The 25117-nt window shown below is 70.5% G+C and carries 20 protein-coding genes; 8 read left to right on the forward strand and 12 right to left on the reverse strand.

Going from position 1 to position 25117, the window contains the following annotated elements:
- Window positions 1–19 precede the first annotated feature (19 nt).
- From AC4D2F_RS03850 to AC4D2F_RS03865, 4 genes are all read right to left on the reverse strand, one after another.
- Window positions 20–835 (reverse strand): HAD family hydrolase, encoded by an 816-nt coding sequence (locus AC4D2F_RS03850; protein WP_490909545.1) that lies wholly within the window; start codon window positions 833–835, stop codon window positions 20–22.
- Window positions 835–2343, reverse strand: coding sequence for a glutamate--tRNA ligase (gltX, locus tag AC4D2F_RS03855; RefSeq protein WP_490909546.1), 1509 nt, complete (start codon window positions 2341–2343; stop codon window positions 835–837). Before gltX ends, AC4D2F_RS03850 begins: the two co-directional genes overlap by 1 nt.
- Before the next feature lie 81 nt (window positions 2344–2424).
- Entirely contained in the window at window positions 2425–3198 is a 774-nt protein-coding gene (locus AC4D2F_RS03860) for a fumarylacetoacetate hydrolase family protein (protein WP_490909547.1), read from the reverse strand.
- Between the two features lie 179 nt (window positions 3199–3377).
- Window positions 3378–3518, reverse strand: coding sequence for a hypothetical protein (locus tag AC4D2F_RS03865; RefSeq protein WP_156135178.1), 141 nt, complete (start codon window positions 3516–3518; stop codon window positions 3378–3380).
- Window positions 3519–3728: 210 nt separating this feature from the next.
- Between AC4D2F_RS03865 and AC4D2F_RS03870 the strand changes: the two genes are divergently transcribed.
- Entirely contained in the window at window positions 3729–4760 is a 1032-nt protein-coding gene (locus tag AC4D2F_RS03870) for a hypothetical protein (RefSeq protein ID WP_490909548.1), read from the forward strand.
- Between the two features lie 285 nt (window positions 4761–5045).
- Entirely contained in the window at window positions 5046–6623 is a 1578-nt protein-coding gene (locus AC4D2F_RS03875) for a putative bifunctional diguanylate cyclase/phosphodiesterase (protein ID WP_104165506.1), read from the forward strand.
- A 102-nt stretch (window positions 6624–6725) separates the two neighbouring features.
- Here the strand turns inward: AC4D2F_RS03875 and AC4D2F_RS03880 are convergent, their stop codons facing one another.
- Both AC4D2F_RS03880 and AC4D2F_RS03885 read right to left on the reverse strand, forming a co-directional pair.
- On the reverse strand, window positions 6726–7832 hold the full coding sequence (locus AC4D2F_RS03880; RefSeq protein ID WP_490909549.1) for a branched-chain amino acid aminotransferase: 1107 nt from the start codon (window positions 7830–7832) through the stop codon (window positions 6726–6728).
- Window positions 7833–7929: 97 nt separating this feature from the next.
- A complete protein-coding gene (locus tag AC4D2F_RS03885) occupies window positions 7930–8982 on the reverse strand; it encodes a 3-isopropylmalate dehydrogenase (protein WP_490909550.1) in 1053 nt (350 codons plus the stop codon).
- 111 nt (window positions 8983–9093) lie between these two features.
- Between AC4D2F_RS03885 and AC4D2F_RS03890 the strand changes: the two genes are divergently transcribed.
- The 6 genes from AC4D2F_RS03890 (at window position 9094) to AC4D2F_RS03915 (ending at window position 16964) form a co-directional block, all read left to right on the forward strand.
- Window positions 9094–10299, forward strand: coding sequence for a sensor histidine kinase (locus AC4D2F_RS03890; protein WP_490909551.1), 1206 nt, complete (start codon window positions 9094–9096; stop codon window positions 10297–10299).
- 62 nt (window positions 10300–10361) lie between these two features.
- The gene (locus AC4D2F_RS03895) at window positions 10362–11111 is read left to right on the forward strand and encodes a response regulator (protein WP_490909552.1); all 750 of its coding nucleotides are present in this window, start codon (window positions 10362–10364) and stop codon (window positions 11109–11111) included.
- A gap of 148 nt (window positions 11112–11259) precedes the next feature.
- On the forward strand, window positions 11260–12036 hold the full coding sequence (locus AC4D2F_RS03900) for an ABC transporter ATP-binding protein (RefSeq protein ID WP_490909553.1): 777 nt from the start codon (window positions 11260–11262) through the stop codon (window positions 12034–12036).
- Window position 12037: 1 nt separating this feature from the next.
- Window positions 12038–14614 carry an ABC transporter permease gene (locus tag AC4D2F_RS03905; RefSeq protein ID WP_490909554.1) on the forward strand — a complete coding sequence of 859 codons (2577 nt, stop codon included), beginning with the start codon at window positions 12038–12040 and terminating at the stop codon, window positions 14612–14614.
- Between the two features lie 61 nt (window positions 14615–14675).
- Complete coding sequence (locus tag AC4D2F_RS03910) at window positions 14676–16394, forward strand: sensor histidine kinase (RefSeq protein ID WP_104165518.1); 1719 nt, start codon at window positions 14676–14678, stop codon at window positions 16392–16394.
- A gap of 30 nt (window positions 16395–16424) precedes the next feature.
- On the forward strand, window positions 16425–16964 hold the full coding sequence (locus AC4D2F_RS03915; protein ID WP_490909555.1) for a hypothetical protein: 540 nt from the start codon (window positions 16425–16427) through the stop codon (window positions 16962–16964).
- A gap of 18 nt (window positions 16965–16982) precedes the next feature.
- Here AC4D2F_RS03915 and metG read toward each other — a convergent pair whose 3' ends face one another.
- The 6 genes from metG to AC4D2F_RS03945 form a co-directional block, all read right to left on the reverse strand.
- Entirely contained in the window at window positions 16983–18557 is a 1575-nt protein-coding gene (metG, locus tag AC4D2F_RS03920; RefSeq protein ID WP_104165522.1) for a methionine--tRNA ligase, read from the reverse strand.
- 59 nt (window positions 18558–18616) lie between these two features.
- Window positions 18617–19546 (reverse strand): acetamidase/formamidase family protein, encoded by a 930-nt coding sequence (locus tag AC4D2F_RS03925; protein ID WP_490909556.1) that lies wholly within the window; start codon window positions 19544–19546, stop codon window positions 18617–18619.
- A gap of 26 nt (window positions 19547–19572) precedes the next feature.
- Window positions 19573–21162: a phosphoglycerate dehydrogenase gene (gene serA / locus AC4D2F_RS03930; RefSeq protein ID WP_490909557.1), complete on the reverse strand. Its 1590-nt coding sequence runs from the start codon at window positions 21160–21162 to the stop codon at window positions 19573–19575.
- 137 nt (window positions 21163–21299) lie between these two features.
- Complete coding sequence (gene ilvC / locus AC4D2F_RS03935; RefSeq protein ID WP_104165528.1) at window positions 21300–22325, reverse strand: ketol-acid reductoisomerase; 1026 nt, start codon at window positions 22323–22325, stop codon at window positions 21300–21302.
- Between the two features lie 53 nt (window positions 22326–22378).
- Entirely contained in the window at window positions 22379–22891 is a 513-nt protein-coding gene (gene ilvN, locus AC4D2F_RS03940) for an acetolactate synthase small subunit (RefSeq protein WP_104165529.1), read from the reverse strand.
- 2 nt (window positions 22892–22893) lie between these two features.
- Window positions 22894–24774 (reverse strand): acetolactate synthase large subunit, encoded by a 1881-nt coding sequence (locus tag AC4D2F_RS03945; RefSeq protein ID WP_104165531.1) that lies wholly within the window; start codon window positions 24772–24774, stop codon window positions 22894–22896.
- Window positions 24775–25117: the final 343 nt, after the last annotated feature.

Consider the following 25117-nt stretch of genomic DNA (forward strand, 5'->3'; position numbering starts at 1 on the left):
TCCGCGCCGAGAAACAACTTTACCGGACAGAAGGCAGGAACTGCAAAACGGGCTCCAGACCCCTGATGCGAGGCACCTCCGGGGCGTGCCCGGCATCGGCCGCCGAGCCGCCGTCGGTGCCCGCTGCCCGGCCGGCTCCCGCGCGGTCCAGCCATACGCCGACCAGCCCGGCCGACCGCGCTCCGACGGCGTCGAGCAGCCGATTGTCGCCCACGTAGAGCGTCCGCGCGGGCGCGGTCCCGAGCAGCCGTGCACCCTCGTGGTAGATGGCCGGGTCGGGCTTGGCCACGCCGACGGTGTCGATGCCGACCAGCGTCGCGATGCGCTGCAGGCCGGCGTGGTCCAGCTTGGCCCGCTGGTAGGCGTGCACGTTGTTGCTGACCGCGCCGTACGGGATGCCACGGGCGTCCAGTTCGTCCAGGAGGGGCGCGACGTCGTCGTACGCCCGGAAGTGCAGCGGCAGGGTCTGCTCGTAGGCGCGCACCCAGGCCTCGGCCATGTGCCCCACGAACGGCTCCGGAGTGAACGCGGCACGCGCGTGCCGGACCCGGTGCACCCTCTGCTCCTCGAAGGTGACATCCCCCGCCAGGAACCGGTCGTAGTGCCGCTGGGGGTCCGTTGTGTACAGGGCCTTGTAGCGTGCCCAGTCGTCGTCGCTCAGGTGGTTCAGGGACGGGTCCGGGATGGCCTGCAGCGTGTGCCCCATGGCCCCTTCGAGGTCCACGAGCGTGTCGTCGATGTCGAACAGCACGCCGTCGACGACGCCGTGGCCCTCCGCGTCGGGCACGCCCTGCCCGGCCGCTGCCGGCCCTGCCGGGCCCCGACCGGTCGCCATCACGCAGCCGTCGCGCGCAGCGCCCGGACGCGGGCGATCGAGGACTCGCGCCCGAGGATCACCATCGACTCGAACAAGGGCGGGGAGATCTTGCGCCCGGAGATCGCGGTCCGGACCGGGCCGAAGGCGAGCCGCGGCTTGAGGCCGAGCGTGTCGACCAGGGCGGCCCGCAGCGCGGCCTGCAGCGATTCGGCGTCCCACGTCGGGCAGCCCTCGAGGGCGGCCAGGGTGGCGTCGAGCACCTCGCCGAGATTCTCGGGCAGTCCCTTGCGGGCGTCGTCGGCGATGTCCACGGCGTCGTCGGCCTTGAACAGGAACCCCAGCATCTCGGGGGCCTCGCCGAGCAGGGTGATGCGTTCCTGGACGAGCGGGGCGGCCTCGGCGACGATGCGCAGCTCCTCCTCGGTGGGATCGGCACCGAGGAGGCCTGCCGCCGCGAGATAGGGCAGCAGGCGGGAACGGAACTCGCCCGGATCCAGCAGCCGCACGTGGGTGCCGTTGATCGCCTCGGCCTTCTTCAGGTCGAACCGCGCCGGGTTGGCCAGCACGTCGCGCACGTCGAACTTCTCGACGAGCTGCTCCACCGAGAAGATGTCCTGGTCCGCCGACATGCTCCAGCCCAGCAGGGACAGGTAGTTGAGGAGGCCTTCGCGGATGAAGCCGCGCTCACGGTGCAGGAACAGGTTGGATTCGGGATCGCGCTTGGACAGCTTCTTGTTGCCCTGGCCCATGACGTAGGGCAGGTGGCCGAACAGCGGCATGTGCCGGGCCACTCCGATGTCGATCAGCGCCCGGTAGAGCGTCACCTGGCGGGGCGTGGAGGACAGCAGGTCCTCGCCGCGCAGGACGTGCGTGATGCCCATCAGGGCGTCGTCGACCGGATTGACGAGCGTGTAGAGGGGCGCACCGTTGGCCCGGACGACGGCGAAGTCCGGGACACTGCCGGCGCGGAACGTGATCTCCCCGCGCACGAGGTCGGTGAAGGTGATGTCCTCGTCGGGCATCCGCAGGCGCAGGACCGCGGGACGTCCGGCCGACCGGAACGCGTCCTTCTGCTCCTCGGTCAGCGTGCGGTCGTGGTTGTCGTAGCCGAGCTTCACGTCCCGCCCGGCGGCACGGTGGCGCTCCTCCACCTCCTCGGGCGTCGAGAAGGACTCGTAGAGGTGGCCCGCCCCGACGAGGCGGTCGATGACGTCCCGGTAGAGCTCACCGCGCTGCGACTGGCGGTAGGGCGCGTGCGGTCCGCCCACCTCGACGCCCTCGTCCCAGTCGATGCCCAGCCAGGTCATGGCCTCCAGCAGCTGCTGGTAGCTCTCCTCGCTGTCGCGGGCGGCGTCGGTGTCCTCGATGCGGAAGATCAGCTTGCCGCCGGTGTGGCGGGCGTACGCCCAGTTGAAGAGCGCAGTCCTGACGAGGCCCACGTGGGGGGTTCCCGTCGGCGACGGGCAGAATCGGACCCGGACGGGCGTGGCATCGGAGACGGTGGGGAACTCTGCGGCAGTAGTCATGGTGGTCCCATTCTAGGTGGGACCATCAGCGGCGGCCGCGCGCCGTCGGACCCGGACTGCGGGCCCGACGGCGGAGACGCGTCAGCGGCGCGCCGGGTTGGACAGGCGTCCGATGCCCTCGATGTCGACGTCGTACCGCTGTCCGTCGGTGATCATCCCGACCCCGGCCGGTGTGCCCGTGAGGATGATGTCTCCCGGCAGCAGGGTGAAGGCCTGCGAGACGTAGGCCACGAGTTCGCGCACACCCCAGATCATGTCGCTCGTGGAGCCGTCCTGGCGGAGTTCGCCGTCCAGGCTCCCCCGGACCGTGAGGTTCTCCGGGTCGAGGTCCGTCTCGATCCAGGGGCCGATGGGGCAGGACGTGTCGAAGCCCTTGGCTCGCGCCCACTGGTCGTCGGTCTCTTGGACATCGCGTGCGGTCAGGTCGTTCGCGCAGGTATAGCCGAAGACGACGTCGTCGACCCGCTCGAGCGGGACGTCCTTGCAGATCCGGCCGATCACGACGGCGAGTTCGGCCTCGTACGAGATCTGGTCCGAGAAGGACGGCAGCATGATCGGGTCCCCGGGGCCGATCACCGAGGTGTTGGGCTTGAGGAACATGAGCGGCGCGGCCGGCGTCTCGCTCCCCATCTCCCGGATGTGGTCCGCGTAGTTCCGTCCCACGCCGACCACCTTGCTGCGGGGGATGACGGGCGCCAGGAGGCGGACGTCCTCGAGGGCGTGGCGTACTCCGGTCAGCTGGATGCCGGCGTAGAAGGGGTCACCCTGGATGACGGCGACTTCCTCGCTGCCCTCGCTCCCTTCCACGACGCCGAACATTGGGTCATCATCTACGACAAAGCGTGCAATTCGCATGCCGCCAAGCCTAGCGCGGGCCTTCGAGTCCCGATGTCGGGGTATGCGGTTTCGTCGCGCGGGGCAAAAGGAGATACCGCGGGCACTCCCTTCCCAGAGAGAGGGTGCCCGCGGTATCAGTTCCGGCATACAGATGGTTCCGCGGACCTAACGGAACGCCACCATCTGCCGATTGGTGACTAGCCGGGCCAGTTGTTGACGCGGTCCAGTGAAGAGACGGGAGCGACGACGCCGGTCTTCGCGGGAGCAGCGTTGGCCGCTGCTGCACTTCCGGTCACGAGGAGTGTTGCGAGAAGGAAAGCGGAGGTGATGCGCTTCATGATGTGGATCCTTTGGCAGGTGGTCGAGTGATGACAGGGTCCAGCTCTCATACCACGAGCGGCCCAAGAATCATGGTAAGCCACACCAGTCACTTTGGTAACACATTTCCAGAATTTCTTTCTACAATTTTCGAATCTCTCGTCGCATTGCGTTGCAGCACCAATAATGGGGAGCAGTAGCTGGACCGATCCGGAAAGCCGAAGGTGAGTATGACCTATCAGGAAGCAGCGGGACAGCGTCTGCTGATCGAACTCCGGGCACGCGATGCGTGGAGCCAGCGTGACTACGTCACCGCCCAGCATCTCGCACAGGAGATGGCAGCCTCCGCCCTCGACGACAGCGACGATCTGGGCTGGTGGAACGCCACCTTCTTCGTGTCCGAGACTTTGCGGAAGCAGGGTCTGATGCAGGAGTCGAGAGAAGTGGCCGAGACACTGGCCGGCCACACGCTGACCACCCAGTCCAAAGCCCTGAGTGCGCGGGTCTCCACCATCCTCTCCCTCGCCCTCCAGGGCTGCGGAGACCTCACCGCCGCTGTCATCGCCGCTCGACAGGCCGTCGATGACGCTTCGGGCGAGGTCGACGACGTCAACGTCCTGGTCGGCGCGAGGAATGCGCTCATCGCAGCACTGGCGGACAGTGACCAGCTCGACTCCGCCTGGGAGGAATGCCGGGCTCTCGACGAGATCCTGCGTTCCGAACCCCTCAGCCAGACCACCGGGGTCGGCTACTGGGCCATCGGCAATGTGGCATTTCTCCTCAAACACATCCCGGAGGGCGTGGAGTATCACGGGCGTGCGGCCAAGGCTCTCTCCCCTACCAACGACCTCGATCTGTGGGCCCGCTTCAATCGCGCGTCGGCGTCGCTCCGCCTGACCGCCGGCGTTATCGAGCCCGAGACCCTCGAGTGCATCGAACGAGCAGAGCTCGCGAGCTCGATCGTTGGCGGGTCGGAGCGGGACCGTCTCGAACTGAGCCTCACCCGGGCACAGTGGCTCGTGTTGACCGGTCAGGTCGAGGCGGCCGTGACACTACTCACGTCCATCGTCCAGAAGAAGCACCTCCTGGCCACGCACATGGCGGCGCAAGCCCATTTCCTGCTCGGTCAGGCTCTTTCGGAACGCGGTGGTGACTCCGGTGCCATCGGCAACTTCGAGGCGAGTGAGGACCTCTTCCTGCAATCGGGCGCGGAGGACCGGGCTTCCTCCGCCCGGGCCCTGATCGATTCCATCCGGGGCTGAACCGGCCAGCAGCTCGCCGGCCTGCCGTCAAGCGGAATTTACTCCCGGTACATGGGCCTGCTTCCCGTCCGGTTGGCGTACGCTGGTCAGCAGACCCCGGCCGGGTCGGGCGTTTTCCCCCATTACTCCCACCCCGGTCGGGGTTCCTTCGTCCCGGGACCATGGCACGGCTGTCAGGGCCGTGACAGCCACGACCCGCGCACCCCCCGCCCGGGTACCCACAACGCGCCGCGCCGTCGGCCACCTCGCCGGATGTGCCGCTCGGCGGAATGTACTCTGGACCCGATGAGCGCTGACCAGAAGGACCCCCGCCTCGCGATGCTCGTCGAGAGCATCGTCCGGCTGTCGCGCGGTGAACTGAGCAGCCGCATCGAACCTTCCAGTGCGCGGGACGAGGTCGACGCCGTGATCACCGGCGTGAACCTGCTGGCCGAGGAACTGGAGCAGGTCTACGAGCAGTTCGAGAAGCGGGTCGAGAGCCGCACGGCGATGCTGCGCCAGGCGCACCTCGACATGATGAAGATGGCGATGTCCGACGCCCTGACCGGCCTCGCGAACCGCGTCGCCCTCATGGACGGCATCGAGGAGGCACTCGCCCAGGCGGCCGCCACCGACGCCGAGCCGCCGGCACTCCTGCTCCTCGACCTCGACAGCTTCAAGAACGTCAACGACCGCTTCGGGCACGACGCGGGCGACCGCGTCCTCCGGGAAGTCGCCAACCGCCTCCTCGGGGTGGTCCGCGAGAGCGACCTCGTGGCACGACTCGGCGGCGACGAGTTCGCCATCCTGCTCCCGGGCGCCACCATGGAGATCGCCATGCAGGTCGCCCGCCGGGCACTCGACGCCCTCGGGGAGCAGATCCGCCTCGACTCCCTGTACGTCCACTCCCGTGCGAGCATCGGGGTGCGGATCGGCGCCGCCGGCCAGACGGCGGACGAACTCCTCCTTGACGCGGACACCGCCATGTACGCCGCCAAGCGGGAGGGCCGCAGCATCATCAAGGTCTTCGAACCCGTGATGCTGTACTCCCGGCAACTCCGCAGCCAGATGGCCACGGAACTCCGGGACGCCATCAGCTCCGACCAGCTCGTCCTGCACTACCAGCCCGTCGTCGAACTCGCCACCAACCGGATCCTCGGCGTCGAGGTGCTCGTGCGGTGGCAGCATCCCCTCCGCGGGCTGATCCCCCCGGACACGTTCATCCCGCTCGCCGAGGAGATCGGCGTCATCCACGACCTGGACCGCTGGGTGATGTCCGCATCCCTGCAGCAGCTCGCGGCCTGGCGGAAGGACCTCCCGCTCGACGACGACTTCCAGCTGCGGGTCAACCTCTCCGCCGTCGAACTCAAGCAGCTCGACCTCGTCGACCACATCAGGGGACTGCTCCGGAAGCTCGAGGTCCCGGCCCACAGCCTCGTGGTGGAGATCACGGAGACGGCGATCGTGACGCGCGGAGAGGTGGAGATGTACTCCCTGCTGAGCCTGCAGCAGCTCGGCGTCGGGATCGAGATCGACGACTTCGGGACGGGCTACTCCTCCATCAGCTACCTCCGGGAACTGCCGGTCAGCATGGTCAAGGTGGACCGGTCGCTCCTCGTCGAGCTCAACACGAGGACAGGTCAGCTCGACTTCGTCGCAGCCATCCTGCAGCTCATCCGGGCAGCCGGTCTCGAAGCCGTCTTCGAAGGCATCGAGACCCGCGAGCAGGCCGACCAGCTCAGGGCACTGGGATGCGCCAGCGGGCAGGGCTACTACTTCAGCCGCCCGATGCCCGCGGACGAGGCGTCGACCCTGCTCGCCACCACGCGGCACCTGCGGGTGGGCGAGGGTGTCGACGACGCGGAGACGGCGTCGTCGGTCTGACTCCCCCGCGGTCCGACGGGATCCATGCACCCGTGAACGACCACGGCGTCCCTCCCGCACCCCTGACGGGGCGGGACGGACGCCGTCGTGTTCTCCCGAGGTTCAGACCAGGCGCGTGAGCCAGCCGTGCGTGTCCTCGACGACGCCGGTCTGGATGCCGAGCAGCTCGCTGCGGATGGACATGGTCACCTCGCCGGCGGGGGCGCCCTCGGCGCCGATGAACTCGTCGCCGTCACGGAGCCGGCCGATGGGCGTGATGACCGCGGCCGTGCCGCAGGCGAACACCTCGGTGATCTCGCCGCTCGCGACGCCGTCGCGCCACTCGTCCAGCGTGATCTTGCGCTCGCTGACCTCCAGTCCCCGGTCCCGGCCGAGCTGGATGATGGAGGACCGTGTGACGCCCTCGAGGATGGTGCCGGAGAGGGCCGGGGTGACGATCGACCCGTCACGGAACACGAAGAATACGTTCATGCCGCCGAGCTCCTCGACGGCGTTGTCGTTGAACTGGTCGAGGAAGAGCACCTGCTTGCAGCCGTGGGCCTCCGCCTCGAGCTGGGCCGCGAGCGAGGAGGCGTAGTTGCCGCCGGCCTTCGCCGCCCCGGTGCCTCCGCGTCCTGCCCGCGCATAGTTGCGGGACACCCAGATGTCCACCGGCCTCACCTCGCCGCCGAAGTAGTTCCCGGCGGGCGAGGCGATCACGCGGTAGGACACCTCGCGGGCGGGACGGACGCCGAGGAACGCCTCCGTGGCGATCATGAACGGCCGGAGGTACAGGCTCTCGCCGTCGCCGGAGGGGATCCACTCCTGGTCGACCGCGACGAGCCGGCGCAGGGACTCGAGGAAGAGTTCCTCGGGCAGCTGGGGCAGCGCGAGGCGGATCGCCGAGCGGTTCAAGCGCGCCGCATTGGCGTCCGCGCGGAAGGTCCACACCGAGCCGTCCGCGTGGCGGTAGGCCTTCATGCCCTCGAAGATCTCCTGGCCGTAGTGCAGGACGGCGGCCGCGGGGTCCAGGGCGATCGGCCCGTAGGGCTCCACGCGCGCATCGTGCCAGCCGCCGACGCCCGACTCGTCGACGCTGAAGTCGACGATCGCCGTGTGGTCGGTGAAGAAGTTGCCGAAGCCGGGGTTCGCCAGCACCGCCTCCCGCTCCTCGGCCGACGCCCGCTGCGTCGAGAGGTGCTGGGCGAAATGGGTATCCGTGGCTGTCATGGTTCCTCCGCGCTGGTACGGACTGTACGCGCGGCTCGGCCGCCGTCGTCCGTCGGTGGTCAGTGCTCCGGCACTGGGTTAATGATGTGTAACCACCTTAGGACACGGCCGCGGCAATAGCATCGCCGATCGCCGAGGTGCTCCGCGCACCCGAGCGGGCAGCGATGTCCTCCTCGACCGCGCGTTCGATCCGTGCCGCGCGGTCCGGGAGGCCGAGATGGTGCAGGAGGAGTGCCGCGGAGAGGATCGCGGCGGTCGGGTCGGCCACCTGCCGGCCCGCGATGTCCGGCGCCGAGCCGTGCACGGGTTCGAACATGGACGGAGCCGTGCGGTCCATGTTCAGGTTCGCCGACGCCGCGAGGCCGATGCCGCCCGTCACGGCTGCCGCGAGGTCCGTCACGATGTCCCCGAAGAGGTTGTCGGTGACGATCACGTCGAAGCGCGACGGATCGGTCACGAGGAAGATCATCGCGGCATCCACGTGCAGGTAGTCGTGGGTCACGTCCGGGAAGTCGGCGGCGACGGCCTCCACGGTGCGCTTCCACAGGTGCCCCGCGTACACGAGGACGTTGTGCTTGTGCACCAGGGTGAGCTTCTTCCTCCGTGCGGCGGCCCGCCGGAACGCATCGCGCACCACCCGCTCGACGCCGTGCGCGGTGTTGAGGGACACCTCCGTGGCCACCTCGTGCGGCGTGCCACCGCGCAGCGTCCCGCCGTTGCCGGTGTAGGGGCCCTCGGTCCCCTCCCGGACGACGACGAAATCGATCACCCCGGGATCCGCCAGGGGACTGGGCACGCCGGGGAACAGCCGTGAAGGGCGCAGGTTCACGAAGTGGTCCAGCGAGAAGCGGAGCTTCAGCAGGAGCTCGCGCTCGATCAGCCCCGACGGGATGCGGGTGTCGCCGGGGGCGGCGCCCACCGCTCCGAAGAGGATGGCATCATGCACCCTGAGCCGGTCGAGGGTGGCATCCGGCAGCGTCTCCCCCGTGGCCAGCCAGTGCTCGGCGCCGAGCGGGTACTCGGTGAGGGAGAGCTCGGCGGCGTCACCCACCGCCGCGAGCAGCACCTTGACCGCCTCGGCGGTCACTTCGGGCCCGATCCCGTCTCCCGGGATGACGGCGAGGTCGAGACGGCGGGATGCATCAGTCATGGTCCCAGCGTAGGAAAGCGTTCCGGGTGGCAACAATCCGTCCGCAGGGTGAGACGGCTCCACCCTGGGTCTGATGTGCGCGGCCGAGCGCCCCGCCTAGAGTGGGACTCCATGGACATCCACTTGCGGCTGGCGCGCTGGGTCCGCACGCATCCGCGAACCGTCGATGCCTGCCTGGTACTGGCGATCCTCCTCCTGTTCGTCCTGCCCTTCGCGGCGGACGGCATCGAGGGGTACACGCTGATCGTCGTCGTATCGGCGGCGCTGACCGTCCCGCTGGTATGGCGCCGCTCGCGCATCGTCCTCTCGGCCGGGCTCGTCGCCGGCGTCTCCGTGATGCAGCTGGTCACCGGGATCGAGCCGGTGGCGGCCCAGTTCGTCATCCTCATCACGCTCTTCACCCTCGCCGCCCACGGTCCCCGGTGGGCGAGCCTCGGGGGGCTGGGACTGGCCGTCGCCGGCACATCGATCGGCCTGGTGCGGTACGGCACCCTGATCGGACTCGGCCCCGGCCAACCGGCCCTCACCACCGTGCCGCTGTTCCTGATCCTGCTGTTCCTCGTGGAATCGCTCGTGCTGCTCGCCTGGACGCTGGGCGATCTGTCGCGTTCACGCCGCCTGACCTACCAGGCCCTCGAGGACAGGACGCGCCGGCTCGAGGTCGAGCGGCAGCAGGAACGGGACCTCGCCGCGGCGGACGAACGCAGCCATATCGCCCGCGAGATGCACGACATCGTGGCCCACTCCCTGTCCGTGATCATCACCCAGGCCGACGGCGCCCGGTACGCCAGTGCGCACTCCCCGGAGGTCGCCGTCCGGACCCTCGGGACCATCGCCGACACCGGGCGGGGCTCCCTCCGCGAGATGCGGCGGCTGCTCGGGGTGCTGCGCGGGGACGAGAGTGCATCCACCCGCCCTCTGCCGACGCTCGACGACGTCGACTCCCTCGTCCGGTCGGTGCGCCGGTCCGGGATCCGCGTCGCGTGCCGCCGCACGGGGACGCCGCGCGGCGACCTGCCACCCGGCGCGGAGCTGACCGCCTACCGCGTGGTCCAGGAAGCGCTCACCAACGTGCTCCGCCATGCAGGGGCGGCCACCACCGCCGACGTGGTGCTCGACCACGGTCCCCGGGGGCTCAGCATCACGGTCGACGACGACGGCCGGGGCGCCGCGGCGGATCCCGCCACCGCGGGTGCGGGCCAGGGGATCCTGGGGATGACGGAGCGCGTGCGGCTCTACGACGGTTCCGTAGCGGCTGCGCCCCGGATCGGCGGCGGCTACCGGGTGGAGGCCTTCATCCCCTACACCCGGACCTGAGGCACTCCGGGCCGGAGACCGGCACCACCCCAGCACGGCGATCAGAGGAGACGACACAGAGCATGGACAGCATCACCGAGACCCCCGCCGGCGACCGCCTCGCGGCAGGGACGGCCGACGCCGCCGCACCGATCCGCGTCGCGATCGTCGACGACCAGCACCTCGTCCGCAGCGGCTTCGCCATGCTCATCAACTCCCAGCCCGACCTGCGGGTGGTGAGCGAGGCAGCGAACGGCGAGGCAGCGGTGAGGGCGCTCGCGAGCACGCGCGCCGACGTCGTCATGATGGACGTCCGGATGCCGGGCATGGACGGCCTCGAGGCCACCCGGCGGATCCTCGCCGACCGCACCCCGTCGGCGGGTGCCGCGGCCGGCCCCCGCATCGTGGTGCTGACGACCTTCGACCTCGACGAGTACGCCCTCGCGGCGATCCACGCCGGGGCCAGCGGGTTCCTGCTGAAGGATGCACCGCCGGAGGAACTGCTCGAGGCGATCCGGACGGTGCACCGCGGGGACGCCGTGATAGCACCCTCGACGACGCGCCGGCTGCTCGACCACGTGGCACCGCTGCTGCGGCAGCCCTCCCCCGAGCAGCACGCCCACGCGGAGGCCGTGGCGCGGCTCACCGTCCGCGAGCGCGAGGTGTTCGGGCTCATCGCCCAGGGCCTGTCGAATCCGGAGATCGCCGCGAAGCTCTACCTCTCGGAGGCGACGGTGAAGACGCATGTGGGACACATCCTGGCCAAGCTCGAGGCGCGGGACCGCGTGCAGGCCGTCGTCATGGCGTACGAGACAGGCATCGTCCGGCCGTGACCGGCACGTCCGCACCCCGCCTCGGCGCGAGTGCGGACCGGGGGTGGAGACCGTGCGCGTCCGGCTCATCCCACGGGAGGAGACTCCGCCCCTCGATCCACGACCTGGCGGCGATCCGCCCGACGGCCGGCGTCCCTAGCGTGGAAGCATGACCTTATCGACGAATCTCCCCGGGGCGATCCCGGGCTCCTCGGCGCCGCCCTCCGGCGCCGTCGCCGCGCGCGCCGTGTCCAAGAGCTACGGCCGGGGCGAGACCGCTGTCCACGCCCTCCGCGACGTCACCCTCGACTTCGAGCCGGAACGCTTCACCGCCATCATGGGACCGTCCGGGTCCGGCAAGTCCACCCTCATGCACTGCCTGGCCGGACTGGACAGCATCGACACCGGCCGGCTCTGGATCGGGGGCACCGAGATCACCGGGCTCCCCGACGCCGCCCTGACGCGGCTCCGGCGCGAGCGCGTCGGCTTCGTCTTCCAGGCCTTCAACCTCGTTCCGACCCTCACCGCCGAGCAGAACATCACGCTGCCCGTCGCGCTGGCCGGCGGCACGGTGGACACGGCCTGGCTGCAGCAGATCTCGTCGTCGCTGGGCCTCGGTGACCGACTCACCCACCGTCCGCACGAGCTCTCCGGTGGCCAGCAGCAGCGGGTCGCCGTCGCCCGCGCCCTGCTGACCCGCCCCGATGTCATCTTCGGTGACGAACCCACCGGCAACCTCGACTCGGCCACGGGCGCCGAGGTGCTGTCCCTGCTCCGGCGGAGCTGCACCGAGATGGGCCAGAGCATCATCATGGTCACGCACGACCCCGTCGCGGCGTCCTACGCCGACCGCGTGGTCCTCATGAAGGACGGCGCACTGGTGGGCGAACTCCAGCAGTCCACCCCCGACGCCATCCTCGGCGCGCTCGCGGCGCTGGGGGGCTGACGTGCTGCAGGTAGCCCTCGCCCAGGTCCGGGTCCATGCCCGGCGCTTCCTCGCCGTCGGCCTCGCCGTGATGCTCGGCGTCGCGTTCCTCTCCGCGACCCTCATGGTGGGCGCGACGACGAAAGCCAGCCTCCAGGAGAGCATCGGTGCCTCCTACGCCGGGGCCGACCTCGTGGTGACCGCGCAGGACGGCGGCTCCGTCCCCACCGGGGTGGCAGCCGACCTCGCCGCCCTCCCCGGTGTGGACGCCGTCCACGGCCTCGAACGCGCCTACGGTCAGCTCGGCACGGGCTCCGACGACTCGCTCGCCGTCCTGACCACGACGGCCCCCTCGCGGCTCGAGACCGCCGTCATGACCGCGGGGTCCTACCCGTCGGAACCCGGCCACGTGGCACTGGACGAGGACTCGGCGGCCCGCCTCGACGTCGTCCCCGGCGACACCGTGGCGCTCGACGCCGGCGCTCCCGCCACCTCGCCGGGCAACGCACTGACCGTCACCGGTCTCACGGTGCCGAGTACGGACCCCGCCCTCGCCGGCGCGGTGCAGGTCCTCGCCTCCCCGACCGTGGTGCGTGAACTGAACGACGGCGAGACCCTGTACCGCAACGTGCAGCTCGCCCTGACGCCCGGGGCCGATCCGGCCGGGGTACGCGCCGCTGCCTCCTCGGCCGTCGCCGCCGCACCCGCGGACGAACGTGGCCCGCTGGTGGTCCGGACGGCGGCGGAGCAGACCGTCGCGGAGGTCGCCGAGTTCTCGAACGGCAGCGACGTGCTCACCGGGGTCCTGCTCGCCTTCGCGGCCGTAGCCGTCCTCGTCGCCGGGCTCGTCATCTCGAACACCTTCTCGGTCCTGGTGGCCCAGCGCACCCGCGAACTCGCCCTCCTGCGCTGCCTCGGCGCCGAGCGGCGTCAGGTCCGCGCCTCGGTCCTCGCCGAGGCCGCGATCGTGGGCGCCGTGTCCTCGGTGCTCGGCGTGCTGCTGGCCGCGGGGGTCATGGGCGCGCTCGTGGCCCTGGCCCGGCAGACCGAGTACGGCTCCTTCGCGGTCCTCGCCGTGCCGGTGTCCGCCGTCGTCACCGGTATCACCGTGGGCGTGCTGATGACCCTCCTGGCCGCGCTCGTCCCGGCGCGCGCCGCCACACGCGTGGCCCCCCTCGCCGCACTCCGGCCGGTGGAACCGCCGGTCCTCGGGAGCGGCAGCGGCCGGGTCCGCCTGGTCGCGGGCCTCGTGGCGGTCCTCGTGGGCGGGGGCCTGCTGCTGCTGGGCGCGGTGTCCGTCGCCCTCGTCCCGGCCGTCGCGGGCGGCGCCGCCTCCTTCCTCGGCGTCATGCTCCTCGCACCCTTCTTCGTGCCCCGCTGTGTCGCCGCCGTCGGCAGGATCGCCCGACCGCTGGGCGTGCCCGGCACCCTCGCGTCGCTGAACGCGGTGCGCAACCCCGCCCGCACGACGGCGTCCTCGGCGGCCCTGATGATCGGCGTCACCCTCGTCACCATGATGATGGCCGGCGCCCACAGCTCCCGGACGGCCCTGGAACGGGAACTGGCCGAGAACTACGCCGTCGACCTCGCGGTCTCGGTCCCCGGCACCGCAGCGGCGACCGACGCACCGGGAGGCGAGCCACCCCGCGTCGACGGTCCGACGCTGCTGGAGGTGGACGGCGTGCGGACCGCCGTCGAGCTCACGCCCGTGATGCTCACGAGCACGCAGGACGGCGGGCAGGTGGTCTACGCCGTGGACCCCGCGGAGCTCGCCGGCGTCCTGCGCGCGGAGGGTGCCGCCCTGACCGACGGGGTGGTCCTCGCCCCCCAGACGTGGACGCAGACCGACGTGACGCTCGAGGGGGGCGACGGCCCCACGACGCTCCCCGTCGCGTCCGTCGACGCCGCCTACTTCCAGCCCCTGATCACCACCGACACGGCGGAACGCCTCGGCGGCACCCCGGACGGAGCCCTCTCCGCCTACCTGGACATGACCGGGGACCCCGCGGCGGACCGGGTGCCGGGGGCGACCCTCGAGGACCATCTGGGGACGACGTACTGGCTGAAACTCGACGACGCCGCCGATGCGGAGTCGGTGACGGACATCCAGGCGCGGATCGTGGATGCCACGGGCGTGTCCGAGTACCAGGTCACGGGGGCGGCGCTGGAACGGGTGGCGTACAACCAGGTCATCGACGTCCTGCTCCTGATCGTGACGGCACTGCTGGCCGTCGCGGTGCTCATCGCGCTGATCGGCGTCGCCAACACGCTCTCCCTGTCCGTGCTGGAGAGACGCCGGGAGAATTCGCTGCTGCGGGCGCTCGGCCTCACCCGGGGCCAGCTGCGTGGGATGCTCGCCGTCGAGGCCGTGCTCATGGCCGGTGTCGCGGCGCTGCTCGGGGCCGGTCTGGGCATCCTCTACGGCTGGCTCGGCGCGCAGTCCGCCCTGGGCGGGCTGGCCCCCGTCAGCCTCGCCGTTCCGGTCGGGCAGATCGCGGCGGTCCTCGCGGTGGCGGTCGGGGCGGGCCTGCTGGCCTCCGTGCTCCCGGCGCGCCGGGCGGCCCGCCTGTCACCGGTCGCCGGGCTGGCAACCGACTGACGCCCGTCGCGCCGTCCTCTCCGACTGCTCCCGTGCCACCTATATTGGGAGCAACGCAGTCGTGATCGGAGAGGACACCGTGGGGCAGGACGAAGCAGCAGGGAACGGCGGCGGGGCGCTCGCCGTCGTCGCCTCCGCGTCCGCCGAGGACGGCGCGGCCGTGCACCGGGTGCTCGCCGAGGGCGGGTGTCGGGTGAGGACCGTCGTCCCCGGGGCGTCCGTGCTCGACGAGGTCCTCGAGGCCGCCCCGGACCTCCTGCTGGTCGACCTGCCCACGGCCCTCGCCCATGCGGACGCGCTGCCGGACGTCCTCACCCGGCACCCGGCGCTCGCGAGCCTGCCCGTGATCCTCCTCCTCCCCGAGGGCTGGACCGGGGAGATACCGGGAGCCGTCGGCAGATATGCCTCCGACGTCGTCTTCCCTCCCGTGCACCCCGCCGAGCTGCTGCACCGCGCCCACGCGGCGATCGCACGACGACGGCGGCGCCGGGCGCAGCGGGCGTCCGCCGCCCGGCTGCGGGAGGCCATGCGGGCCATCTCCGCCCGCATCCGCGCCACGAACGACCCGGCGGCCATGATCGATCACTTCCTTCCCGGCGTGGGACGCGCGCTCGGCGCACACCACGTGGCACTGCAGGTCTTCGACGACGAGCGCGTCGCCGCCCACGGCAGCAGCTGGACCGACCCCGCGGAGGGCACGCGGACGCCTCTGGCCGCACCCCGGCGCGAGCACGAGCAGGACGCACTCCCCCTTGCGCTGGCCCTCTGGGAGGACAGCGCGACCGGCACCTTCAGCACCGGTCCCGGGGCCGTGCCCGACGCCGGAGAGGTCCCGGTCCCAGGGTGGCTGCGGGAGGGCGACGCCGGGCGACGCACCGTGCACGGCGTCGTGGCGGCACTGGGCGAGGGAGACACACCGTTCGGCCTCCTGTGGATCATGCGCGAGGAGCAGCCGCAGGCCTTCTCCGGGGTGGAAGGTGCCCTGACCCAGCACGTGCTCGGGAATCTCGCGCACGGACTGATCCAGGCCCAGCTCATCTCGCGTCAGCAGCAGGCGGTCCGGAAGCTGCAGGCGCTCAACCAGGCCAAGAGCGACTTCGTCGGGACCGTGAACCACGAACTCCGCACCCCGCTCGCCTCGATCGCAGGGTACCTCGAGATGATCCTCGACGGCGTCGGCGGGGAACTGCCGCCTGAGGCGAGCACCATGCTGCAGGCCGTCGAGCGCAACACCGCCAAGCTCAGCGACCTGATCGAGAACATCTCCGCGCTCTCCTCCCGGGAATCCGAGGCGCCCGAGCACGGACCCGTGGACCTCGTGCACCTCCTCTCGGAGCTCGCCGCGCGTGCCGTCCTGCAGGCCTCCGCCGGCCGCGTCGTGCTCGAGTGCACGCTGCCGGATCATCCGGTGACGGTGTCCGGGGACCGCGGACAGCTCTCGGCGGCCCTGGCGATCGTGCTGTCCAACGCCGTCAAGTTCACGCGGGAGGGAGGCACCGTCTCGATCGGGCTGGCCCACGAACCGGACCACGGACGCGTGGTCGTCGTCGTGCGGGACACCGGTATCGGCATCCCTGCGGACGACGTGCCGCGCCTCTTCGACTCGTTCCACCGGGCTGCCAACGCGGACCGGGCGCTGCCCGGGGCCGGCGTCGGGCTCTCCGTCGCCAAGAAGACGTTCGAGGCGCACCGCGGGAGCATCACGGTCGAGTCCACCCTGGATGTCGGGACCGCCGTCGCCATCACGCTACCGCTGCTGGAACACGCTGCCGTAGGGTGAGGTGCTGATCATCCGATGGAAGGAACACCCATGACGAGCGCCACGAACGGCACCCCGGGAAGCCGGCTGGACCCCGAAACGCTCCTGCCCTACCTGGACCTCCACCTCGCCGGCGCCACGAACGGCGTCCGGCTGTTCAACGCGGCCCGGATCTCCTGGGCGAACACACCGCACGAGGCGGAGTTCACCCGGTTGCGCAAGGAGATCAGCGAGGAGCGCACCTATTTGAAGAAGCTCATCAAGGGCCTGGGACACCGTCCCAGCCGCCTCAAGATGGGCCTCGCGCACGTCGCGTCCGTGGTCGCCGAGTTCGATCCCCTGAACCCCCTGCGCCGCAAGGCGACCGCCGGGGCGCAGCTGGAACTCGAGGCCCTCCAGTCCCTGCTCAGGGGCAAGGAGGCGCTGTGGTCCACACTCCTCGCACTGCCGCCGGACGCGACCGCCGGCCCCGGGCACCAGGGCTTCGACCGCACAGAACTCGAGCGCCTGCTGGTCGCGTCGAAGCAGCAGCAGGACACCGTGGGCCGCGTCATGACGGAGACCGCCCCGGCCCGCTTCCTGCTCCAGTAGACCCCTCGGGGCCGGCGGTCACGCCGTGACGGGCTCCTCGTACTTGGGGAACACCGGCGTCGGCGCGGGGAGGGGCGTGCCCGGTTCGATCCGCTCGTCCAGGGCGGTGAAGAGCCGGCGGGCGTCGTCGCTCGCGTCCCCCTGGCCGAGGGCCGTGAGGATCCGCGCGGCGCTGGTCGGCATGACCGGCTGGGCGAGGACGGCGACCACGCGGAGCACCTCCAGCGTCACGTAGAGCACGGTCGCCATGCGCTCCGGATCCGTCTTCCGCAGCACCCACGGCTGCTGGTCGGCGAAGTACGCGTTCGTCTCGCCGAGGACGGTCCACACGGCCTCGAGGGCGCGGGAGAACTCCTGCTTCCCGTACGCGGCACGGCTCGTGTCGAGCAGTGCGTGTGCCCTGTCGAGGATCGCCGTGTCGGCGGGGGCGAACTCCCCCGGCTGCGGCACGGCGCCCCCGCAGTTCTTCGCGACCATCGACAGCGACCGCTGCGCGAGGTTCCCGAAGTTGTTGGCGAGGTCGGAGTTCATGCGCCCCACCACGGCCTCGTGGCTGTAGGATCCGTCCGCACCGAACGGCACCTCGCGGAGGAGGAAGAAGCGCACCTGGTCCAGGCCGTACTGGTCCACCCAGTCGGCCGGCGCCACGGTGTTGCCGAGCGACTTCGACATCTTCACGCCCTTGTTGTGCAGGAACCCGTGGATCATGACGCGCTTGGGGACCTCGAGCCCGGCGGACAGCAGGAAGGCCGGCCAGTAGATGGCGTGGAAGCGGGAGATGTCCTTGCCGATCACGTGGACGTCCGCGGGCCAGAACTTCCGGAAGCGCTCGGACGCGGTATCGGGGAAGCCGATGCCGGTCAGGTAGTTGGTGAGCGCGTCCACCCAGACGTACATGACGTGCCGGGGGTTGCCGGGCACCGGGACGCCCCAGTCGAAGGTGGTGCGGCTGATGGACAGGTCCTCGAGGCCGCGGCGCACGAAGGAGATGACCTCGTTGAAGCGGGACTGGGGCGCACCGAACTCGGGCTGCGCCTCGTAGAGGTCCAGCAGCTTCTGCTGGTAGGCCGAGAGCCGGAAGAAGTAGCTCTCCTCCTCGGTCCAGGTGACCTCGGTGTCGGTCTCCGTCGCATACCGCACGCCGTCCTCGCGGACCTCCGTCTCGTCCTCGCCCCAGAACGATTCGTCGCGCACCGAGTACCAGCCGGCGTACTTGTCGAGGTAGATGTCGCCGTTGGCCTCCATCCGCTTCCAGATCTCGGTGGCGGCGGCGTAGTGGTCCTCGTCCGTGGTGCGGATGAAGCGGTCGTAGGAGGTGCCGACGACGTCGTTCATGTCCCGGAACGCCTGCGCATTACGGGTGGCGAGCTCCCGGACCGGGACGCCCTCCTTGTCCGCGGACTGCTGCATCTTCAGCCCGTGCTCGTCGGTGCCCGTCAGGTACATGACGTCGTAGCCGTCGAGGCGCTTGAAACGGGCCATGGCGTCCACGGCGATCGTCTCGTAGGCGTGGCCGATGTGCGGCACGCCGTTGGGGTAGGAGATGGCCGTGGTGATGTAGAACGAGGGCTTCTCGTCGGCTGCGGGAGTCACCCTATGAAATTACCCCGCGCGGACCGCATTTGCCCAAGCGTGCAGCGCAGGCCAGGACCTCAGGCGGTCCCCACGGCGTCGAGCCCCAGCACCGCGTGGACCCCCCACGTCTGGTTCGCGATCTGCGTGACCCGGAGGTCGACGACGGCACTGGCCAGGGCCAGCGCGGCTTTCCGTTCCAGCCCGTGCAGGTGCTGCAGCCAGGTGAGCATGGCACCGAGCGCCTCCGCCGTCGCCCGGTTGAGGTCCGCGTCGAAGCCGAAGGTGATCCGTGCGGTCGGCGTCACCGCATGGATGCCGGGGACGGGGGCGTCGCGGAGGACGTCGACGGTGACCGTCGTCGTCATGCCGCACTCGATGGCGGTGCCGCCCACCTCGCCGTCGCCCTGGGCGGCGTGCCCGTCGCCGAGGTGGAGGAGGGCGCCGGGCACCGTCACCGGGAGGAAGAGCGTGGATCCTGCCGTGAGTTCCCGGCAGTCGATGTTCCCGCCGCCCTCCGCGCGCGGCGGGGTGGTCGAGTGCTCGCCCGGCTCCGCCGGCGGCAGCCCCACCACGCCGAGGAAGGGCGCCAGCCGGACGACGTGCCCGTACTGGTTGGTGCCGGTCCCGGCCACCCGGTCGAGGTCCCAGAGCAGCCACGCGGGCTCCGCCCCGTCGAGGCCGAGGCTCCGCGCGAAGGCGTCGTCCCGCCGACCGGCCACCGTGAAGCCCCAGTCCGCGGGCTCCAGCGCGTCGAAGCGCACCGCGAGGACGTCGCCGGGTACGGTCCCGGCGACGTCGATCGGCCCGGTGAGGGCGTGGCCGCGCCGGTCCGGGAAGCGGTAGGGCGTCACCGCCCCCGGCGTGGCCTGCCGCTCGAGGTGGCCGGACGCGTCGAGGGACTCGACGACCACGCGGTCGCCGGGTTCGATCCTCAGCACGGGCGGGGTGTCCCGCGACAGGACCTGGGTGGCGGTCGCCTGCGTCGCCGGGAGGTGGTGGGTGGGCATGCTCGTCCTCTCGGGGGTTCCGGCGGTCAGTCCTGCAGGTCCACTTCCCGCGCCACGGTGGCACCGATCTCGGTCCGGATGGCGTCCAGGACGTCCTGCGGCACCGCGCTGTCCACGGTGAGGAGGGACAGCGCCTGGCCGCCCTCCTTGTTCCGGGCCACCTGCATGCCGGCGATGTTGATGTCCCGCTCGCCGAGGAGCCGGCCGAGCGCGCCGATCACGCCGGGGCGGTCGGTGTAGAGGAGCACGAGGAGGTGCTCGCTGATGGGGATCTCGAGGTCGTAGCCGTTGACGCCCACGAGCTTCTCCACCTGCTTCGGTCCCGTGAGCGTCCCGGCCACCGAGATCTGGCTGCCGTCGGACAGCGCCCCGCGGAGGCGGAGCACGTTGCGGTACTCCTCGGACTCGGGCGTGGTGATCAGGCGCGAGGTGATGCCGCGCTGCTCGGCCAGGATGGGCGCGTTGACGTAGGACACCTGCTCGGAGACGACGTCGGTGAAGACGCCCTTGAGGGCGGCGAGTTCCAGGGCCTTGACGTCGAGGGACGCGATCTCGCCCGCCACCTCGATGTCGATCTGCGTCAGGGAGGCGTGCGTGAGGGCCGTGAAGATCCGGCCGAGCTTCTCCATGAGCGGGATGCCGGGCCGCACGGCCGGATCGATCACGCCGCCGGCCACGTTGACGGCGTCGGGCACGAGCTCCCCGGCGAGGGCGAGCCGCACCGATTTCGCCACGGAGATCCCGGCCTTCTCCTGCGCCTCCTCGGTGGACGCCCCGAGGTGGGGGGTCACCACGACGCTGTCGTGCGCGAAGAAGGGGAGGTCGGTGCTGGGCTCCCGGACGAAGACGTCGACGCCGGCGCCGGCGATCCGCCCCTGCTCCAGCGCGGTGTGGAGGGCCTCCTCGTCGACCAGCCCGCCCCGGGCCACGTTGACGACGTAGGCGGTGTCCTTCATGAGCGCGAAGGCGTCGGCGCCGAGCATCCCGACGGTCTCGGGGGTCTTGGGCATGTGGATGGTGACGAAGTCGGACTCGCGGAGCAGTTCCTCGAGGGACACGAGGCGCACCCCGAGCTGGGCGGCCCGGGCCGAGGTCACGTAGGGGTCGTAGGCGAGGATCTGCGTGCCAAAGCCCTGCAGGCGGGCCGCGACGAGGGCCCCGATCCGGCCGAGGCCGATGATGCCGATGTTCTTCTCGTACAGTTCCGTGCCCGAGTACTTCGAGCGCTTCCACTCCCCCGCCTTGAGCGCCGCGCTGGCCTGCGGGATGTTCCGCGCGAGGCTGAGGATGTGGCCGACGGTCAGTTCGGCGGCGGAGATGATGTTCGACGTCGGGGCGTTCACGACCATGACGCCGGCCTGCGTGGCGGCCTTGATGTCCACGTTGTCCAGGCCCACCCCCGCGCGGGCGATGACCTTCAGCTTCGGCGCGGCCCGGATGGCTTCCTCGTCCATGCGGGTGGCCGAGCGGACGAGGACGGCGTCGACGTCGGCCAGCGCGCCGAGCAGCTGGGAGCGGTCGGCGCCGTCGGTGCTGCGGATCTCGAAGTCGGGGCCCAGCGCGTCGACGGTGGCGGGCGAGAGTTCTTCGGCGAGGAGGACGACGGGCTTGGTCACTGGGGGTTCCTTCGGGGTGGGCGGGAGTGCGGACGGGGCGGGACGGACCGTGCCCGGAGGCGGACACAGGTCCGGCAGGACACCTGCTCGTCGCTGAGCATCGAACACGTGTCCTGCCGGGACGGGGGCGGGCGGCGCTAGCGCGCTACGGAGCCCTCGGTGTAGTCGTCGTTCGTCTTGATCCACGAGAAGAGCTTGCGGAGCTCCCGGCCCGTGCTCTCGATCGGGTGGTCCTCGCCCTTCTTGCGGAGTGCGGTGAACTCGGGCGCACCGGCGTCCTGGTCGTCGATGAACCGCTTGGCGAAGGCACCGTTCTGGATGTCCGCGAGGACGGCCTTCATGTTCTCCTTCACCTCGGGCGTGATGACGCGGGGCCCGGAGACGTAGTCGCCGTACTCGGCGGTGTCGGAGACGCTCCAGCGCTGCTTGGCGATGCCGCCCTCGACCATGAGGTCGACGATGAGCTTGAGCTCGTGCAGCACCTCGAAGTACGCGACCTCCGGCTTGTAGCCGGCCTCGGTCAGCGTCTCGAACCCGTACTGGATGAGCTGCGAAGCGCCACCGCAGAGCACGGCCTGCTCGCCGAAGAGGTCCGTCTCCGTCTCCTCGGTGAACGTGGTCTCGATGACGCCCGCGCGGGTGCCGCCGATCGCCTTCGCGTAGGACAGCGCCAGGTCGCGGGCCTTGCCCGAGGCATCCTGCTCGACCGCGATGAGGTCGGGGACGCCGCGGCCGGCCTCGAACTCGCGGCGGACGATGTGCCCGGGGCCCTTGGGTGCCACGAGGGCGACGTCGACGTCTGCCGGCGGCTGGATGTAGCCGTAGCGGATGTTGAAGCCGTGCCCGAAGAACAGGGCGTCGCCGGCCTGCAGGTTCGGCGCGATCTCGTCCTTGTACACGTGCCGCTGCACCTGGTCAGGGGTGAGGACCATGATGAGGTCCGCCTCCGCGGTCGCCTCGGCCACGGAGAGCACCCGCAGGCCCTCGGCCTCGGCCTTCGCACGCGACGCCGAGCCCTCCTTCAGTCCGACGCGCACATCGACGCCGGAGTCCCGCAGGCTCAACGCGTGGGCGTGGCCCTGGCTGCCGTAGCCGATGACGGCCACGGTGCGGCCCTGGATGATCGAAAGATCTGCATCGTCGTCATAGAACATCTCGGTCACGGGTGTTTTCTCCTTGGGGTGGGTGCTGCTGGAAAGGTCTGGTGGGTCGGGGGTCAGGCGCTGCGCAGCGCGCGGTCGCTCATCGACTTGGCGCCCCGGCCGATCGCGAGCGTGCCCGACTGCACGATCTCGCGGATGCCGAACGGCTCGAGGACGGACAGGAGCGCCGCGAGCTTCTCGGCCGTGCCCGTCGCCTCGATGATCAGCGAGTCGATCGCCACGTCGACGACGGACGCGCGGAACAGGTCCGCGGCCTGGGTCACCTGGAGGCGCGTGGCGGCGTCGGCCCTGACCTTGATCAGGACGTGGTCGCGCTGCACGGACTGCTCGGTGGTCAGCTCGACGATCTTGATGACGTTGATGAGCTTGTTCAGCTGCTTCGTGACCTGCTCGAGGAGATCGCCCTCGGCTTCCACCACAACGGTGATGCGGGACATGCCCGCGACCTCGGTCGGTCCGACGGCGAGGGAGTTGATGTTGAAGGCGCGCCGCGCGAACAGGCTGGCGACGCGGGTCAGGACGCCGGGGACGTCCTCGACGAGCACGGACAGGGTATGGCGTGCCATGGTCAGTCCTCCTGTTCCCAGGTCGGGGTCATGTTGCGGGCGATCTGGATGAGGTCGTTGCTGACGCCCGAGGGCACCATCGGCCACACCATGGAGTCGCGGCTGACCACGAAGTCGATGACGACGGGGCGGTCGTTGATCGCCAGCGCCTGCTCGATGGTGGCGTCGATGTCCTCGTCCCGCTCGCACCGCAGGCCCACGCAGCCGTACGCGTCGGCGAGCTTCACGAAGTCCGGCACGCGGACGGTGTCATGGCCCGTGTTGAGGTCGGTGTTGGAGTAGCGGCCCTCGTAGAAGAGGGTCTGCCACTGCCGGACCATGCCGAGCGAGGAGTTGTTGATGACCGCGACCTTGATGGGGATGTTGTTGATGACGCAGGTGGCCAGCTCCTGGTTGGTCATCTGGAAGCAGCCGTCGCCGTCGATGGCCCAGACCACGCGGTCCGGATTGCCCACCTTGGCGCCCATGGCGGCCGGGACGGAGTAGCCCATGGTGCCGAGGCCGCCGGAGTTGAGCCAGGCGTGCGGGCGCTCGTACTGGATGAACTGTGCGGCCCACATCTGGTGCTGGCCGACGCCGGAGACGAAGACGCCCTCGGGTCCGGTGAGCTCGCCGATGCGCTTGATGACCTGCTGCGGGGCCGACAGGCCGTCGTCGGGCCGGGTGAAGCCCACCGGGTAGGTCTCGCGGAGGTGGTCGATGGTCCTCCACCAGGCGGAGATGTCCGGGCGCTCCTGCGCCGCGAAGGACTCGCGGACGGCGGCGGTCAGTTCGGGGATGATCTCCTTCACCGAGCCGACGATCGGCACGTCGGCCGCGCGGTTCTTGGAGATCTCGGCCGGGTCGATGTCGGCGTGGATCACCTTCGCGTGCGGCGCGAAGCTCGCGAGCACGCCGGTCACGCGGTCGTCGAACCGCGCACCGAGCGTGATCAGCAGGTCCGCCTGCTGGAGCGCGGTGACGGCCGAGACCGAGCCGTGCATGCCCGGCATGCCGACGTGCTGCTGATGGGAGTCGGGGAAGACGCCGCGGGCCATGAGGGTGGTGACCACGGGCGCGCCGACGAGTTCGGCGAGCTCCCGCAGTTCCTGAGAGGCGTGCCCCTTGACCACGCCACCGCCCACGTAGAAGACGGGACGCTGCGATCCGCTGATCAGCCGTGCGGCCTCACGGACCTGCTTGGCGTGTCCGCGCAGCACGGGCCGGTAGCCGGGGATGTCGATCCGGGGCGGCCAGGAGAAGGTCATCGACGACTGCTGGGCGTCCTTGGCGATGTCCACGAGCACCGGGCCCGGGCGGCCGGTGGTGGCGATGTGGAACGCCTCGGCGAGCACGCGGGGGATGTCCTGGGCGTTGGTGACGAGGTAGGAGTGCTTGGTGATCGGCATGGTGATGCCGACGATGTCCGCCTCCTGGAAGGCGTCGGAGCCGATGAACGCGCTCGAGACCTGGCCGGTGATGGCCACCATGGGGACGGAGTCCATGTGCGCGTCCGCGATGGCGGTCACGAGATTGGTGGCACCCGGTCCCGAGGTCGCGATGCACACGCCGGGACGGCCGGTGACCATGGCGTAGCCCTGGGCCGCGTGGCCGGCTCCCTGCTCGTGCCGGACGAGGATGTGCCGGAGCTTCGTGGACGCCAGGAGGGGATCGTAGGTGGGGAGGATGGCTCCGCCGGGAAGGCCGAAGACGTCGTCGACGCCGAGTTCCTCGAGGGAGCGGACGATCGCCGCCGATCCGAGCATCTCGGTGGGGGCCACGACCCGGTTGGGGCCGCGGACGGAGCTCGCCGGAGCGACGGGCGCCGACTCGCGCGCGGGTGCTGCGGGAGGTGCTGGCCTTGCTGCCAACAGCGCTGGGCTGATGGGCGATCCCTTGGACATCTCAGACTTCCTTTGGAACGTTCGCTGCACTGCTGCAGCTGTGACTGCGGGCTTCCGCGCACTCTTCTGTATTGACGGGTTGTGTCAACAAAAAAACCCCTCAGCCTGGTGGGGCTCTACGAGGGGTTGCGCGTGACTGCAGTCGTCTACAAGACGGGCTTCAGGCCACGCGCTGCATAAGAATGACGACTACGGGTTCGGGCTGCATACCTGTAGTTTCCACGCCCCCGGGAAAGGGTGTCAACCGGACCCCTTCCCGTCTCACATGATGGACAAGCAGTCCAGTTAGTGGACATTAACCCCTGGGCCGGGGCCCGCCGGGAGGTCGCGACTTCCCGGCGGG

The sequence above is a fragment of the Arthrobacter sp. TJ-263 genome (genome assembly GCF_058269155.1).

Excerpts from the sequence above, each read along its gene's own strand:
- AC4D2F_RS03890 (WP_490909551.1), top strand. The coding sequence starts at position 9,094 with ATGGACATCCACTTGCGGCTGGCGCGCTGGGTCCGCACGCATCCGCGA.
- AC4D2F_RS03850 (WP_490909545.1), bottom strand. The coding sequence starts at position 835 with ATGGCGACCGGTCGGGGCCCGGCAGGGCCGGCAGCGGCCGGGCAGGGC.
- ilvN (WP_104165529.1), bottom strand. The coding sequence starts at position 22,891 with ATGGCACGCCATACCCTGTCCGTGCTCGTCGAGGACGTCCCCGGCGTC.
- AC4D2F_RS03895 (WP_490909552.1), top strand. The coding sequence starts at position 10,362 with ATGGACAGCATCACCGAGACCCCCGCCGGCGACCGCCTCGCGGCAGGG.
- AC4D2F_RS03915 (WP_490909555.1), top strand. The coding sequence starts at position 16,425 with ATGACGAGCGCCACGAACGGCACCCCGGGAAGCCGGCTGGACCCCGAA.
- AC4D2F_RS03885 (WP_490909550.1), bottom strand. The coding sequence starts at position 8,982 with ATGACTGATGCATCCCGCCGTCTCGACCTCGCCGTCATCCCGGGAGAC.
- gltX (WP_490909546.1), bottom strand. The coding sequence starts at position 2,343 with ATGACTACTGCCGCAGAGTTCCCCACCGTCTCCGATGCCACGCCCGTC.
- AC4D2F_RS03925 (WP_490909556.1), bottom strand. The coding sequence starts at position 19,546 with ATGCCCACCCACCACCTCCCGGCGACGCAGGCGACCGCCACCCAGGTC.
- AC4D2F_RS03865 (WP_156135178.1), bottom strand. The coding sequence starts at position 3,518 with ATGAAGCGCATCACCTCCGCTTTCCTTCTCGCAACACTCCTCGTGACC.
- AC4D2F_RS03870 (WP_490909548.1), top strand. The coding sequence starts at position 3,729 with ATGACCTATCAGGAAGCAGCGGGACAGCGTCTGCTGATCGAACTCCGG.
- AC4D2F_RS03900 (WP_490909553.1), top strand. The coding sequence starts at position 11,260 with ATGACCTTATCGACGAATCTCCCCGGGGCGATCCCGGGCTCCTCGGCG.
- AC4D2F_RS03875 (WP_104165506.1), top strand. The coding sequence starts at position 5,046 with ATGAGCGCTGACCAGAAGGACCCCCGCCTCGCGATGCTCGTCGAGAGC.
- AC4D2F_RS03880 (WP_490909549.1), bottom strand. The coding sequence starts at position 7,832 with ATGACAGCCACGGATACCCATTTCGCCCAGCACCTCTCGACGCAGCGG.
- AC4D2F_RS03945 (WP_104165531.1), bottom strand. The coding sequence starts at position 24,774 with ATGTCCAAGGGATCGCCCATCAGCCCAGCGCTGTTGGCAGCAAGGCCA.
- AC4D2F_RS03860 (WP_490909547.1), bottom strand. The coding sequence starts at position 3,198 with ATGCGAATTGCACGCTTTGTCGTAGATGATGACCCAATGTTCGGCGTC.